This is a genomic window from Comamonas odontotermitis, assembly GCF_020080045.1.
GTDB classification, from domain to species: Bacteria; Pseudomonadota; Gammaproteobacteria; order Burkholderiales; family Burkholderiaceae_C; genus Comamonas; species Comamonas odontotermitis.
Genome location: NZ_CP083451.1, coordinates 822,042 through 835,264 on the forward strand (window position 1 = coordinate 822,042; position 13,223 = coordinate 835,264).

At 55.2% G+C, this 13,223-nt stretch carries 23 protein-coding genes; 9 read left to right on the plus strand and 14 right to left on the minus strand.

The window, feature by feature from the left end; all coding sequences use genetic code 11:
• Positions 1 to 34: 34 nt before the first annotated feature.
• Positions 35 to 724, minus strand: a complete 690-nt coding sequence (locus LAD35_RS03735) for an antA/AntB antirepressor family protein (RefSeq protein ID WP_224151373.1) — start codon at positions 722 to 724, stop codon at positions 35 to 37.
• Positions 725 to 999: 275 nt separating this feature from the next.
• Between LAD35_RS03735 and LAD35_RS03740 the strand changes: the two genes are divergently transcribed.
• A complete protein-coding gene (locus LAD35_RS03740) occupies positions 1,000 to 1,389 on the plus strand; it encodes a helix-turn-helix domain-containing protein (protein WP_224151374.1) in 390 nt (129 codons plus the stop codon).
• 40 nt (positions 1,390 to 1,429) lie between these two features.
• Here the strand turns inward: LAD35_RS03740 and LAD35_RS03745 are convergent, their stop codons facing one another.
• The 6 genes from LAD35_RS03745 to LAD35_RS03770 form a co-directional block, all read right to left on the minus strand.
• Entirely contained in the window at positions 1,430 to 2,029 is a 600-nt protein-coding gene (locus LAD35_RS03745; protein ID WP_224151375.1) for a hypothetical protein, read from the minus strand.
• Positions 2,026 to 2,307 (minus strand): hypothetical protein, encoded by a 282-nt coding sequence (locus LAD35_RS03750; protein ID WP_224151376.1) that lies wholly within the window; start codon positions 2,305 to 2,307, stop codon positions 2,026 to 2,028. Before LAD35_RS03750 ends, LAD35_RS03745 begins: the two co-directional genes overlap by 4 nt.
• Before the next feature lie 37 nt (positions 2,308 to 2,344).
• On the minus strand, positions 2,345 to 2,533 hold the full coding sequence (locus tag LAD35_RS03755; protein ID WP_224151377.1) for a hypothetical protein: 189 nt from the start codon (positions 2,531 to 2,533) through the stop codon (positions 2,345 to 2,347).
• Positions 2,534 to 2,749: 216 nt separating this feature from the next.
• On the minus strand, positions 2,750 to 2,920 hold the full coding sequence (locus LAD35_RS03760) for a hypothetical protein (protein WP_224151378.1): 171 nt from the start codon (positions 2,918 to 2,920) through the stop codon (positions 2,750 to 2,752).
• Between the two features lie 18 nt (positions 2,921 to 2,938).
• Positions 2,939 to 3,154 carry a hypothetical protein gene (locus LAD35_RS03765; RefSeq protein ID WP_224151379.1) on the minus strand — a complete coding sequence of 72 codons (216 nt, stop codon included), beginning with the start codon at positions 3,152 to 3,154 and terminating at the stop codon, positions 2,939 to 2,941.
• A 219-nt stretch (positions 3,155 to 3,373) separates the two neighbouring features.
• Positions 3,374 to 3,547, minus strand: a complete 174-nt coding sequence (locus tag LAD35_RS03770; protein ID WP_224151380.1) for a hypothetical protein — start codon at positions 3,545 to 3,547, stop codon at positions 3,374 to 3,376.
• A 387-nt stretch (positions 3,548 to 3,934) separates the two neighbouring features.
• Here LAD35_RS03770 and LAD35_RS03775 point away from each other — a divergent pair, with 387 nt between their 5' ends.
• Positions 3,935 to 4,444 (plus strand): hypothetical protein, encoded by a 510-nt coding sequence (locus tag LAD35_RS03775; RefSeq protein ID WP_224151381.1) that lies wholly within the window; start codon positions 3,935 to 3,937, stop codon positions 4,442 to 4,444.
• A 72-nt stretch (positions 4,445 to 4,516) separates the two neighbouring features.
• Here LAD35_RS03775 and LAD35_RS03780 read toward each other — a convergent pair whose 3' ends face one another.
• From LAD35_RS03780 to LAD35_RS03790, 3 genes are all read right to left on the minus strand, one after another.
• A complete protein-coding gene (locus tag LAD35_RS03780) occupies positions 4,517 to 4,696 on the minus strand; it encodes a hypothetical protein (protein WP_224151382.1) in 180 nt (59 codons plus the stop codon).
• A complete protein-coding gene (locus LAD35_RS03785) occupies positions 4,693 to 4,974 on the minus strand; it encodes a hypothetical protein (RefSeq protein ID WP_224151383.1) in 282 nt (93 codons plus the stop codon). Before LAD35_RS03785 ends, LAD35_RS03780 begins: the two co-directional genes overlap by 4 nt.
• A 961-nt stretch (positions 4,975 to 5,935) precedes the next feature.
• Positions 5,936 to 6,649 carry a S24 family peptidase gene (locus tag LAD35_RS03790; RefSeq protein WP_224151384.1) on the minus strand — a complete coding sequence of 238 codons (714 nt, stop codon included), beginning with the start codon at positions 6,647 to 6,649 and terminating at the stop codon, positions 5,936 to 5,938.
• A gap of 55 nt (positions 6,650 to 6,704) precedes the next feature.
• Here LAD35_RS03790 and LAD35_RS03795 point away from each other — a divergent pair, with 55 nt between their 5' ends.
• Positions 6,705 to 6,977, plus strand: a complete 273-nt coding sequence (locus LAD35_RS03795) for a transcriptional regulator (RefSeq protein ID WP_224151385.1) — start codon at positions 6,705 to 6,707, stop codon at positions 6,975 to 6,977.
• On the opposite strand, the gene LAD35_RS03800 is transcribed toward LAD35_RS03795, so the two are convergent.
• The gene (locus tag LAD35_RS03800) at positions 6,974 to 7,189 is read right to left on the minus strand and encodes a hypothetical protein (protein ID WP_224151386.1); all 216 of its coding nucleotides are present in this window, start codon (positions 7,187 to 7,189) and stop codon (positions 6,974 to 6,976) included. The genes LAD35_RS03795 and LAD35_RS03800 overlap by 4 nt on opposite strands.
• 132 nt (positions 7,190 to 7,321) lie before the next feature.
• Positions 7,322 to 8,860, minus strand: coding sequence for an IS3 family transposase (locus tag LAD35_RS03805; RefSeq protein WP_224148987.1), 1,539 nt, complete (start codon positions 8,858 to 8,860; stop codon positions 7,322 to 7,324).
• A gap of 273 nt (positions 8,861 to 9,133) precedes the next feature.
• Here LAD35_RS03805 and LAD35_RS03810 point away from each other — a divergent pair, with 273 nt between their 5' ends.
• The 6 genes from LAD35_RS03810 (at position 9,134) to LAD35_RS03835 (ending at position 12,518) form a co-directional block, all read left to right on the plus strand.
• Complete coding sequence (locus LAD35_RS03810; protein WP_224151387.1) at positions 9,134 to 9,688, plus strand: hypothetical protein; 555 nt, start codon at positions 9,134 to 9,136, stop codon at positions 9,686 to 9,688.
• Positions 9,689 to 9,720: 32 nt separating this feature from the next.
• On the plus strand, positions 9,721 to 10,389 hold the full coding sequence (locus tag LAD35_RS03815; protein ID WP_224151388.1) for a hypothetical protein: 669 nt from the start codon (positions 9,721 to 9,723) through the stop codon (positions 10,387 to 10,389).
• An 8-nt stretch (positions 10,390 to 10,397) separates the two neighbouring features.
• Entirely contained in the window at positions 10,398 to 10,949 is a 552-nt protein-coding gene (locus tag LAD35_RS03820; RefSeq protein ID WP_224151389.1) for a hypothetical protein, read from the plus strand.
• A 60-nt stretch (positions 10,950 to 11,009) separates the two neighbouring features.
• Positions 11,010 to 11,267 (plus strand): hypothetical protein, encoded by a 258-nt coding sequence (locus LAD35_RS03825; protein ID WP_224151390.1) that lies wholly within the window; start codon positions 11,010 to 11,012, stop codon positions 11,265 to 11,267.
• Complete coding sequence (locus LAD35_RS03830; protein ID WP_224151391.1) at positions 11,251 to 11,886, plus strand: lysozyme; 636 nt, start codon at positions 11,251 to 11,253, stop codon at positions 11,884 to 11,886. The genes LAD35_RS03825 and LAD35_RS03830 overlap by 17 nt, the downstream gene beginning before the upstream one ends.
• 92 nt (positions 11,887 to 11,978) lie before the next feature.
• On the plus strand, positions 11,979 to 12,518 hold the full coding sequence (locus tag LAD35_RS03835) for a hypothetical protein (RefSeq protein ID WP_224151392.1): 540 nt from the start codon (positions 11,979 to 11,981) through the stop codon (positions 12,516 to 12,518).
• Positions 12,519 to 12,560: 42 nt separating this feature from the next.
• On the opposite strand, the gene LAD35_RS03840 is transcribed toward LAD35_RS03835, so the two are convergent.
• Complete coding sequence (locus LAD35_RS03840) at positions 12,561 to 12,740, minus strand: hypothetical protein (RefSeq protein ID WP_224151393.1); 180 nt, start codon at positions 12,738 to 12,740, stop codon at positions 12,561 to 12,563.
• Positions 12,741 to 12,844: 104 nt separating this feature from the next.
• Positions 12,845 to 13,075, minus strand: a complete 231-nt coding sequence (locus tag LAD35_RS03845; RefSeq protein ID WP_224151394.1) for a hypothetical protein — start codon at positions 13,073 to 13,075, stop codon at positions 12,845 to 12,847.
• Positions 13,076 to 13,223 lie beyond the last annotated feature (148 nt).

Sequence of the window (13,223 nt, forward strand, 5' to 3'; positions counted from 1 at the left end):
CGCTCTCACCTGCTCAGGGGTTTCGTCTTTGGGTCTAGGCGGCTTTCTTGGCTCCCATGGGGATGATTTCTTGCAAAACGGATTCGTGATAGCTGTGGACGTTGCCAAAGCGCGGGTCTTTCACGTCTCCGATCACAAGGCCTTTCTGGCGCGACAATGAGGCGCAGCGCTTACCCAGGGTTGCCGCTGTGCGTGTGTCAACACTCATGCCAATCAAATTGGCATAGCCCATAACAGTGAAATGCTTGTTCTCGGGCTGTGTGCGCGCTTCGATCACTGCGACGTTTTCAGCGATCTTGGCCAACTCTTCAGCCTGGCGCTTTTGCTCCTGTTCGACCGCATCAACACGGGTCAGAGCAAAGATCACCGCGGCGATCTGTGGGTCCTTGACCGAGGGGATTCCTTTGGCCTTCTTTTCGCAATCGAGGAAGTAGTCCCGCACTTCCGAGCCGCGCTGTGTGCCGCTCATCATTGCGATGTGCTTGCCCGCGTCGATGGAAAAGTGGTACTCCGAGCGCCATTTGGTGCCACTTGGGAGCTGCTCCCCCTCTTGGGTGAGCAGGTAGTCGCGGTTTTCAACCAAGCGGGCCCGCTTTATCTGCGCTTTGGCCCAGGTGGTGTAGTCCTTCGTGACGCCAAGTTCATCGCGCAACTCGCGGCCAGAGCAGGTTTTGATGAGTTCGCCTTCAATCTGGCGCTCACTGATTGGAAGATTCACCTTCATTGCTGGTTTCCTTTCTGCGCGACCTGGCGCTGATCATGGATGCGGCTTTGCTGGAGGCGAAACAGCACCTCCTTATTGACTGACCTGCAGGATTGCGCTGCCATTTGGCGGAGGTACGCCTCCAACTCATCGTCAGGCCTTACCTGTATGGGTGGCTTCTGTTTGGGTTTCGACATAGAATCATCATTGGTAGTGATTGATACTGAACAGTCTTGAGTAGTAGTTTAAATACTATCCGCTACTTGTCAATACTGTTAATGACTATTTTTAGAGTTATGAATGAAGATTTCCAACATCGCCTTGTAAAGGCACGATCCGGACACGGCTGGAGTCAGGCGGAGCTGGCCGAAGTGAGCGGTATCGCGCCAGCTCAAATCTCTCGCTACGAGCAGGGAAAGAGCAAGCCGCGCACCGAGGTAATTGCAAAATTGGCCAAGGCGTTGGCAGTGGGCTTTGACTGGCTTGCCTATGGAAAGGGTGAAATTGAGGCGGGGTTTGATGTTCCAGAATACCCATCGGGTCGGAAATTCTTCAGCTCCATAGACCTAGATGAAGCGCTATACAGTCGGCTGAAGCTCATTGCTGAAAGTCGAGGCATTACAGTTGAGATGGCATTGCACACATTGCTCTCTGAAGCACTTGATGACATGGGCAAAGGGGAGTAAACAAATCTCCGGGTGCATGGGATCGCCAAACGCTACCCCATCACACCGCTCTCCCTGCTAAGCGCTCCATCAGAGGGGCCTCGCGGTACTCGCCAAAAGCACCGTCAAAGAACTCATTGGAAATGTCATGGATCGCCTTGCCCAATTTTTCGTTGGTCTGCATGGCGTTCATGAATGCCATCGTGTGACACCATTTCAACGGGCGGATCTCAATCTCATCGTCCAGAGTGGCGGAGTTTTCGAGGTCTAGGATGCAGATCAGATGGTGTGATTTCTCACCATACTTGCGTACCTCCTCTGAATTCCGGTCTGCCTTGCTGGTGTTGATCGCTTCAAAGATCAACTCTCGCGGCGCCTTCTTGTCCAGCTCATGACAGAGGTGCATGAGGTATTGGCCAATTTCAATCTCATGAAACCGGCAGTTGAGTCCGTTTTCTTCCAGCGCTGAAATGAGATGCCCTGACAAAGCCCAGTCTTCCGAATCTTGAGCAGCAGCCGCTTGCTTGTCTCGGTACTGCTGGGTCAGTGCTTCAGCTTTCTTGCGCGTCAAGATGGTCTGACGGGCCAGCAGGCGAAGGCACACCAACTGCTTGATAAGGTCAGTGGCCGATTCTTGGCCTGTGATTTCAAGTGCTTTCACAGCTGGACGCCTTTCGAGATGGCCCGGTGCAGTCGATTCATGGCGTTTCGTTCCTTGCTCTTGGCGGCCTGTTCCAGCTGGTACTCAGGATCGGTTGCAATCATCATCCTGTTCCATTCGTCGCTGTCACGGTCAAAATGATGAAAGGTGCCCGTGTTGTGGGCCCAGCGGCGATAGGCATCCTTGAGGCTATCGCTAGCAGCCTTCCGGTTCTTGGTGCAAACATGCAGCTCGACGGCCATCAGGCCGATTTCTTTGAGGGTCTTGAGTTGTGCCATGTGTGGACTCCATTCCTAGGCGTGGTTTAAATTCGATCTACAGGCGCTGACGCGCAGCGCGCTCAACTTCTTCGCGGCGATCCAGTCGGGCGCGGCGCTCAGCCCATTCGTTGCGTGTGTTGCGCCATACGAGGCTGCAGGCCCAGCGCGCGGCGGTGGACCACTTGGCACCAGCCCAGCGGCGCATCTTGAAGAGGCGGTATGCAAGGGAAAGTTGTTCAGCCATTGAGGGCCTCCGTTCATCTCAGTGGGTTGATCAATGACCGCATGGCAGGCCTTCGCATGGTGCTGGTTCGCGTTCTACGGGAGCGCCGCAGCTTCCGCAGCGCTTGGGAGGGGTAGGGGTAGGTTCAGGCATGGCTTTGTTTCTGCTTTTGGACAATAAAAAAGCCACCCTTAGGTGGCCTGCAATGCGTGACTAACGCGGTGCGCTAGTCAGACGCTATGCATCTCGGTTGATTTTTTGATCTTGCTCATGATCCTTGTTCTCTTGATCACTGAGAAGAGTATCTTCCTGGTCGAGAGGGTCGGGCAGAGGGCCTGCCCAAGGAAAAGTCCAGTTTTTGAGGCTGGCCCAAAAAGAACCTCCCGTTAAAAGTGGAAATACAAACATATTCATCTCCTAAAACAACTAGCTCGTTGCTTTGTTTGCAGCGGCCTGCTGCAAGAGGCGCACAATTTTTGTGTGGTAGATGCTTTTTGGCAAATCTTGCGTTGGCTCAGCCACTGTGCGAAATGGCTGATGAAAGATGTAGTCGTCATCAGAGACGTTACGGCTGTCCACATCTTCCTTGGGGATCGCGTTTCTTTCGCGAATGTTGAAGATGGTTTTGTCTGTGAAAGACATATAGACCTCCGGTCTAGTGTGACGGGTCGGGATGACCCGTCGGTTCACAGCGTGACCCGCATCTGTGAACATTTGCCTTCTTTGTACAAAGTCTTGCTCAAATTTCAGGAAGGCAGAGATGCCTATCACACGGCTTGGGTTTTGCCCTTGATTTCGCTGAAGGGCGGGCGCCGATTTCTCGGATACTGAAACCGCCTCAATGGCGCTCTCTGCATCTGTTCACTGTTCGGTTTTCCGTTTTTTGTTTCGCGCCCGATCATCCTTTGGCTGCTGTTTTTGAGGACTCTTAACTTCAGCAAAGAGAGGTTCCATTTTGTCGATGGGCGTCGTGAAGATTTCGCGCATGTCGCGCCAGAACTCCATCTGTCGTTTGTAAGCAAGAAGCGAGAACATATAGACCTCCGGTCTATTGCGGCAGATCAAGATGGATCGCCTAGTTCCACAGTACTCCTTTTAATGACCTTAAACGGCACACTTGAGCTGTTTTCGAATGTATCTGATCAGCGGCCGCAAGAGAGCCAGCCAAGTTCGGAGGAGGGGGCGCTTGGATCTGTGGGGCCGATACAAGTATGAACGTCTAGACAAACTGGTGTTTGTCGCGCCTACCTTGCGCCCATAAGAACTATCGAAAGTGTTTCAACTTCAGGCTTGAGTTAACACACGGCTCGAGACTGAGAGTCTTCTTAAATTCGTAACAAGGGCTAGCGTTAGTCCTTGCAGGCTGGTTATGCGCAGGAACTGGTGTAGCCTACCTAGGACTGCATCAAATAAGGAGCGAGGATGGACACCGGTCAAATTTTGCTGGCGGCCTTCTTCGGTTGGCTGATCTATGAGGCCATAAGGAGATTTTTGCGAAGGACGCCAGCAAAGAGCTCCACAAAAAATAAGCTTGTGGTGCAAGCTAGGAATTTGAAGAATCTGAACACCAGGAAACATTGGCCAAGTGGCATAGCGGTCGCAGTGGTTGGAGAGGGAAGCTACACGGCCAATATTTTTCGAGTTGCCCAGAATTCATTTGGTGAACAAGCAGATCGAAATTGCATTGCGTTTCTTGTTCCTGAGGAAGGGAACAAACATGACAAAAATGCAGTGATGGTAGCCATTGAGGGTGAGCACGTTGGCTACCTGTCGCGTGATGACGCAGTAGATTTTCGGCTTGCTTTGAAAAATGCTGCCCTGGGGATTTCAGTGACTTCGTGCTATGCACATATAGGGTGGGGCGGAGTAGGGGCAGAAGGAAAGAGGCTTAACTACTCAATATCACTCGATGTTGATTGGTTTGAAGCCTAAGCCCTCTGGCTTGGGTTTCCCGCCCGGATGCGTGCTGAGTTCAAGGGACGCCCTGAGTAAGGCGCTTGGGGGTTAGAGTTTTTGCTTGGCCTTGCGCCGGACTTCTTCGTCAGTGTCCAGTCGCTGCGGTTTTCCTGCTTGCTTCCGCTGCTCTTGCTTGGGAGTGAGTGCGTCGAAAGCTGCCAGCACCATGTCTTTGTACTTGGTGCGCTCGGCCTGTTTGCGCAAATCATTGAGCTTGACGATGCTCATGCGACCACCAAGTGAGATGGTCGCCATCCGTTGCGCTGCTTCCAAGCTTCCGAAGCACTTGCCGCTTTCCCCATCGAGAGCACTGCATCAGGGCTGACCTTATGGCGCTTGCCCCTGTACATCTGGCGCAACAGCTTCGACGCGCAGATGCAGCCGACATTGAACTCTTCAGCTTCCTCATTGCGGACGATGACAGCGCGGATCAGATTCGTTTTGCCGCAGCAGTCGCACACCGGGTAGTCGCTCGAACCGGCAACGGTGAATGTATGACCTTGCATGATCACTCCTTGTAAAAAACAAAAGGCGCCTCGTTTGAAGCGCCTTGTGTTTTCCCTCTGATGTCGCCCAGAGGGCGCACTGATTGCTCTACGAACTGTTAAGCGTGACGATGGTTTTCTGTGCTTGGCCTCTGTAAGACAATTCATTGCCAACATAAGCTGGCCTGCCAATCCATGTCAGATGTGTATCTGGCTTCCCATCTGGGTAGGAGATGTGTTCTTTGTCATATCGCGCCTGTGCCTCTTCTTTGCTCAGGGCGTTAGGGTGCTGTGGCTTGGAAGTGTGCCCCATGGCTTTCTGCTCCTTAAATCAAGGGTGGAAGGATATTTGACACAAGGTCCGTTGCCTCAAAGTCCTACGCAGTATGCGCCACTCGTCATGATTGAAGGGAAAGACCCTGCTGGGCTTACGTTTGCAAACCAAAACGCCCTCGTGGGAAAGCGCTTTGGTTTCGCCCCTGCCTTGTCGCCAAGGGCTTGCCACGATTCCAAGTGGCATGACCGTCTTTGTTCTCGGGCGTCTTCCCCTCACCAAATTCAACCTTGCAGGGTTACGGCTGGGCACCGCACAGAGCTGCGGCCATGCCCGCAGATGCATTGAGCCGGACGAATGCCCCACAGGTAGGGCAAGCAACATCGGCAGGGCAGACTTTTAAAGACCTTGAGGAGTGCTGGCGCGATCACTGGCATCCATCGCCTGGTGCAACTACCTGCTGCTGGAAAGAGCCAGAACATCTGGGTTTCCTGCATCACCGGCTCTGCTAGAGCCTTGAACCACTTTCGGCACGCCTTCCTTCCAGTAGAGTGATCGCGGTTGTTGCTGCGACGGGTGTAATGTACAGCATTGCTGTATTAAATCAAGCGATACACGATTCTTGACTAAAAAATACAGCATTGCTTGATTTTGTGAAAAAAGAAAAGCCGCCTGGGTTGGCGGCTGTTTTGAAGGCTGGAGTGATGCTTATGCCGGGACAAATGCGTCTGGTGGAACGCTTCCTGCAACACGGTGAATGCTCTCAATCTCATCCTTGGAGATGGTCATGGGCGCATATCCGTTGTTGATGCTCAGTAGCTGAATCTCCTCATCGCGTATCCAGTTCAATTGTTTGAGGAGCTTGCGACCATCAGCGAGCTTCACCACAACGTCTCGACCAGGATACGCCTCAATTCCTGGCGTAACCACAATGAACTCACCGGCTCGGTAACGTGGGTGCATGGAGTCGCCTTTCACACGTACAGCATAGGCCGTTTGGTCTTTGACCCAGTATTCAACAAACCCCTCCCCATGGCCAACAGGGTACTGCAGCTCTTCTAGGAATCCGTCCGGTCCGGCCTTTACATGCCCAACAACAGGGATCAGGCGTGATGGGGCCAGCGCTGGCGCCAAGGCAACATTGGTTGTCTCAACTGGTGATTCTGTAGAACGTCCTGTCAGCAGGTCCACGCCGAAGATGGAAGCCAGCACTGGTATCCACTTCTTATCCATGCGGCCGGTAGAAAACCAGCCCTGAACAGTCTGTGGCGAACATGTCTGCAGAGATATTTCCTCGCAGAGTTCTGCTAAGTGCTTTTTGGTCTTCTTCCCGCTGGTGGGGCTCCATGCTGCAAAAGCAATAGCAAGCCTTGTCCGCACCAATTCAGAGGTGGATTTGTCGGATGGTGGTGAATCAAGCATCACTGTATTCTCGTTTGCATAGCGTCGATCAGCCAATGCTTGATTTAATACAGCAATGCTGTATCATAAGCGCATCATGGCGAAAGCACCTAACCCTCATTTTCTAAAAGCCATTGCTGTTTTTGGCAGCGAGGCCGCTCTGGCGCGGGCAATCGATAAGCCTGCGCAGTTCATCAACCAGATCAAAAAGGGAGAGCGCCCCATGCCTGATTCCTGGGCTCCTTTGATTGAACTGGCCACTGCAGAGAAGGGCAACAAGATTCTTTGTGAAGACCTTGCGCCTAGTTTTCCCTGGCACGGCGTGCGCCAGCAGCCCGCTCACGCCTAGCGACTTGCCTTCACAAGTTGAACCTCACTAGCCCGGCAGCGTATGTCGATCTCCCCACCTATCCAGCGCAGCTCAAGCGTCGAAGTGCGCAGCGAGCGATTTGTCTTGCCTGCTTCGTCGATGTTGATGCTCAAGGCTGATCGCGTGCTGGTGTGGAACGGAGTGCCAAGCAGTTGCTGGCGGCGGGCGGTAGAGGTGGTTTGCGTTTTCATGGAGAGCAGTTTGCCAACGAAGGCTCTGCGCTTCCATACCTATAACAACTTTGGAGCAATGTTGTGTTGATTTCCACGCAGAAATGACCCAGTAGCCCCCGGGAGGGGATGCGGATAAAAACTTGGACTGGTTTACGCCGCAAGTCCAAGGCTCGCCCGGTATTCAACAGGGCTGAGAGAGCCAAGGGATATCTTGATCCGCTTCTCGTTGTACCAGCGGATGTACGAGTCGACCACCTCAATGAACTGCTCGATGGTCGTGCCCTTCCAGTCCCGAGGATAGAACAACTCGTTCTTGAGGCGGCCGAAGAAGCCTTCGCAAGCCGCGTTGTCAGGAGAGCAGGCCTTGCGAGACATCGAGCGGGTGAGGTTCGCCTCGCTCATCCTAGAGAGCCAGCCTGGCCAACGGTAGTGGCCACCACGATCAGAGTGGACCACTGGACGATCGCTTGTGTCTGCCACTGTCTCAATAGCTGCATCCAGCATTGAGTTGACCAGCTCTGCGTCCGGGCTCGTTCCAATGGTCCAGCTCACCACCATGCCGTCGAAGCAATCGATGATGGGTGACAGGTACACCTTGCCTGCTGGGATCTGGAATTCTGTAATGTCCGTGAGCCACTTTTCATTTGGGGTGGCCGCCTGGAAGTCACGGTTGATGATGTTATCTGGTGCCGGGCTGATCTCGCCGAGGTAGGACGCGAACCTGCGCCGCTTGGGCTTTGCGACGACCAGATTCTCTTGCTTCATCAGCCGCTGCACCACTTTCTCGGAGATCGGGCCTTGCTCTCTGGCCAGAGAGGCTTGCAGCCTGCGGTAGCCGTAGCAGCGGTGGTTGGACTCAAAGATCTCGGTAAGGGACTGGCGCACCACAAGGTACTTGTCGCCGACCACTGTGCGGGACCGATGGTAGAAGTACGAGCTGCGTGCAAGACCCAACTGTGCGAGGAGCTCTGGCAGGCGGTAGTGCTCCTTGAGGGCGTCAATCAGCAGTGTCTTCTCCCGGTTGGACAGGAGCTGCAGATCGACGCCCAGACCTTTTTTTAACAGTTCATTGGCCTTGTTCAAGAGGTCCTGCTCAAGGCGCAGTTGCCTGACTTCGCGGCGCAGTATCTCAACCTGGCGCTCGAGTTCTTCGCGCTCTCGCTCCTGCGGTGATTGATCGGTGTGTTTCATTGATGCGGGTGCCTCACGTCCCAGCAGCTGGTTCTTCCAGTTGTACAACGTTGGCCGGCATACGCCGAACTTATCAGCCACTGTTTGCGCACTTTGCTGCCGAGTGCAAAGCTCCATGACTCCCGCTTGCTTCAAGCTCTCGGGATACCTTCGTTGACCCACACTGCTAACCAGAGCCCTTCTGGCCTCAGGGAATGCCTCACGCACCCATTTGGTAAGCGTTCCACGACCGGGGTAGCCCAGCGCCCTCATGGTGGCCGCGATGCATCGGTCATGGGTGAGGTAGTGCTCGATGGCTGCGGCCTTCTGCGCCTGCGAGAACTTCGGTTCACGGCCTGCGTAGCCAGCGGACAAGTCGAGCTTGAGTTGGTACTCGTTGTACCAACCCTTCAAAGAATTCTTCGTCGGATAGCCCAGCTGCCGGATGGTGGGCCTGACGCGCTTGCCCAGCTTGATGTAGAGCTCAACGGCTCGGATTCGATCTTCGTAGGAATACATGAACTACCTCCTGGTAGTCCAAGTTTTCGTCCGCATCCCCGGTGGGTCAGGTTTGCGTGGAAATCAACACCCTTGGCTCGTCCTGCAACTGTGCAGCACAACAACAGCGTATGGCTGCTTATGCGCGATGTGTCCAACGTCGCAGCAGAAGTTCCGGGAGTGAGCACGGCTTGGGTCAACCAGACTGCCCGAGTTAGCTCCGTCAACGGTCGCACTGGGGATGTTGTCGGACTCGTAGAGGCATCAGGCCCTACCTACACCAAGGCTACGCCAATGTCCGCGGCTCCCATTGGGTGGGCGACATTTGCTGATGCAACTGGAGCGGGTACAGACTGGCCGACTACGCTTGCAAGTTCATGCTGGAACGTGTTCACATACGGCACATCAATCCGCAAGACGCAGCGCGCCTCACAGGTTTTGGCAGGTGGTCAGCAGGGATGGGTGTTTGAGCGTCAACTGCAAGATTCCACTTGGAGCCCATGGCAGCGTTTGTTCAGTGATCGGGCTTTGATCGAGTTTCATGCGCTGTTTGAGGCGCGCTCTGCTACAACCAATATCAGCTTTAGCAACGGATCGATCCAGACGATCACTCTGTATCAGAACACCAGCATAGTGATGCCAGCGCCGAGAGATATTGGCGATCAGCTCACATTGCGGATTATTCCCACTGGTGCGTTCAGTGCAAGCTTCTCTGGCACCCCAATTCGTCTGCCGATTGGCGCTTCGTTGCCGACAGTTGGGCCGTTCCAGCGTCTGACCCTGACATTTGTCCCGAGATATGACGGAGCTGTGTGGGACGCATTCATTGGCGGGGTACATGAATCATGATGGCAAGAAACCTCATGATGAGCAGCGGCAGTGTGGGGATAACCATTGCGGCGACAGTGCGCAGTCCCGACATTGCGGCTCTGGCCCGTGCGCGTGGCTGGAATGGTTATGGCCTGATAACTTGCACGATCAATGCCGGGGTGGACGTAGCCAATTTGAGCATTTCCGGCATTCCACATGATTGCCTGACGATCATCAACAAGGGCCGGATCGGCGGGGTCATCAACAGCGGAACTGGACTCTACACCCGTACCCGCATCCGCATCGACAACAGTTCTGGCACGATCTTCGGCGGCGGAGGCAAAGGCGGTACGGGTGGTGGAGCAAGTGTCTGGCTGACATACGACCCAATTAACTATAAAGCGGATGCCTTCGGGGGCAGTGGTGGTAATGGTCAGGGCTTTTCTACGTCTGGGTCTGTCACGCTAGTTGGCGCAACTGGCGGCGCGGCTGGTACGACTGGCTATACAGAACGATCAGGATCGGGGACTGCTACCGCTTACGGCGGCACCGGAGGCACTGGCGGGGCAGTCGGCCAGGCAGGTGGCCCAGGAAGTTCGGGGTCGTACACCGGCACTGGTGGCTATGGAGGTAACTACCTCGCTGGCGGCGCTGGCATAGCGGCTGGAGCCTATGTTGACGGCAATAGCTATGTGACTTGGGTAGCAAACGGCACGCGCCAAGGCAGTGCAATCAATTAAGGATCAATATGTTCTACAACACTGAAACTGGCGACTTTGGCCTGACCGAGGGGGATGTGCGCTCATATTTTGCGCAGTCAGAGTTCCTTATTGTCTGGCCTGAGCCCTTTGCGCCGCATGAACCATTTGTCGCTGTCATCGCCACAGAGAAGCCAGCGCACAGCCCGGCGACTCACAAAGCAGTCGAGATTGCGCCTAAGGACACGTCAGACGGCTGGTTGCAGCAATGGAAAGTGGTCAAGCTCAGCAAGGCGGAGTTGGATCAGATCGAGGCCGAGCGTCTGGCAGCTGAGCAGGCAGCAAAGGATGCGGCGCGGATCACGGTCACCAAGCGGCAGGCCCTATTAGCGTTGTTCGACTTGAAGGGCATCAAAGGCGATCAGATCGACGCAATGATTGGAGCCATTCCTGACGAGGACGCGCGCTACCGGGCAAAAGTGGATTGGGATGGATCAGCGGCCATCGAATCGGATAGCCCAACCATGCTGATGCTCGCTGCTGGGCTGGGGCTCAGTGAAGCCGATCTAGAGCTTCTCTTTGGTTACGCCCAGGCGCTCTGACCTGCAACACACAACACACCCCCGCTTCGGCGGGTTTTTTCATTTCTGGAGGGTCAAAGAATGAACTCTACCGAGGCGAGGGACATTTTGATGGGACTGGCTGGACAAGTACCTGGGCAGGCGGTGTTTATGTTGACTGGCCAATGGATCATCATGGCGCTAACTATCGTGTTGCTTCTGGTGCAGATCGGCTACTACGCGCGCAAGTGGATGCGGGAAGAAACGGAGCTGGGCCGCAAGCTCTGCCGGATGCTGTGCCGTTGGCGCTGGGGCAAGTGGTTTTGCCAGTTTGGAGGCTGCGATGAGCAAAATTCCTGAACCGCTGCGCAATGGCCTCCTGGCGCTGATGCTGCTGGGTGTCGGCGGGGGCGGTGGCTATGTGCTGGGCGAGCGCGAAGAGGCTGCAGCAATCGCACAAGCTGCGCGCAATGAGTACATCCAGGCAGTGGCCGTAGACCCTGGCAACAGCGATGCTGTGAAGGTGGCCATGGTCATGGGCAGCTACTACGAGAGCAGCTACCGCCACATTGGCACGCCCTACGTGGACAAGGTGGGCAAAGGCCAGCCGCTGACCGTGTGCAACGGCATCACCGGGCCGGAGGTGGTTGCAGGGCGGTATTACTCGCCCGGAGACTGCTACCGGCTTGAAAAGGCCCGTTACCTCAAATCCGAAGCCGCTGCAAAGCGGCTTTTCCAATTATGGGGCGGCTACACAGTCTGGCAGCAGGCAGTCTTCATCGACTTCATCCATAACAAGGGCGAGGCAGCGCTGGCCGGATCTTCGCTACTGCGCAAGGCCAATGCCGGTGATGTGGTGGCCGCATGCCGGGAGAACACCCGCTGGAATGTGGGCACGGTCAATGGGGTGAAAACCGTTCTGCCTGGGCTCAAGACCCGAGGCGACGCGAACGGCGAGATCTGCGAGGAGGGTCTGTAATGCTCCTGTTCTTCGCATTCATAGCCTGTCTTGCTGGCGCGCCCGGGTGGGGTGCGTTCTGGCTTTTCTTCCATTTCATCATGAGCTGAGCCATGCCACTACAGATTCAACTAGCGATAGCGGCCCTGGTGGCCGCTTTGTCATTTGGCGGAGGCTGGGTAGTCAACGGCTGGCGCGGCGCATCCAACGTGGCCGAGTGCAAGACCGAGCAGGCCCAGGAAGTGGCAGCCCGCGCCGAAGCCGTCCGCACCGACGAAGCCAAAACCGCCCAACTGGAGAGCAAACATGCACAAGACACGATCTACAACGCTGACCGCCTGGCAGCACTCAAGACTGGCATTGCTGTTGATGTGCGCTCTGAGCTTGAGCGCGCTCACCGGCTGCAGCTCAGCGCCGACAGCAGAGCCGCCACTTATCGCGCGCAAGCCAAAGCCGACTCCACTGCCCGCAGCGCTCTTGCAGATAAGGCCTCAGCCCTCGACCGCCAGCTTGCAGAAGGCGTCGGAGTGGTCGCGGAACTCGGAGGCGCTCTTAAGCAGCGAGACGCCGAAGTAGCAGCGCTGTGCGACCAGGTGAACATTGAGCGCGGGTTGAGCGGTGATGCGGATGATCAGGCGTGCAGAGGACAATAAAAAACCGCCCGGAGGCGGTATAAGGAGTGTGTTGGAGCGCGTTTAAGCAAGCTTGAATGCCAAGGAAGGAGAGACTTGCTGACCTTGCTCCTGATCCTGCTTCTCCTTGTCTGAGGGCGGTTTTTTGTCCTGCTCCTGCGGGGATGGGATGCCAGTCATCTTGAACATCATCTTGGTTTTGTCCCAAAAAGATGCAGGAGGGTAGGCTGAGAATTTGAACATGTAGACCTCCGGTCTATTGCGGCGAATCGAGATGGATTGCCTAGGCCCACAGTACTCTCTTTAATCCCCTAAATCCTGATTACACAAAGACTTACGTCTGGAGGCTATTTCTCAGCCAGGCGATCCAGTCTTCGTCGCATGCCTTCTCGGTAGAGTTGCCCCCCGATCTCCGTAAGCACATTCATTGCATGCTCGGAGAGGGCGCCTTCCTCATTGCCCATGAGGCTGGCCAGTAATACCAGGGGTTCATCTGGATCACTAGGTGCGCCTTCCGCGTCGAGGTGCTCGGCCCGAGCACGGAACAGTTTGATGTAGGGGTCTAGTTGCTCGATCATGTCGTCCTCCTGCGGAAATGCTACATCACAGGCAAAAAAATGCCACCTTGAGGGCAGCAAAGTTCGCGGGATAAAAAGCCGACCTTGAGGGAGCAAGGATCTCGTGCAAGTTATGAGAGAGGGAGGGAGGAGAGCACGAACTCGGCGT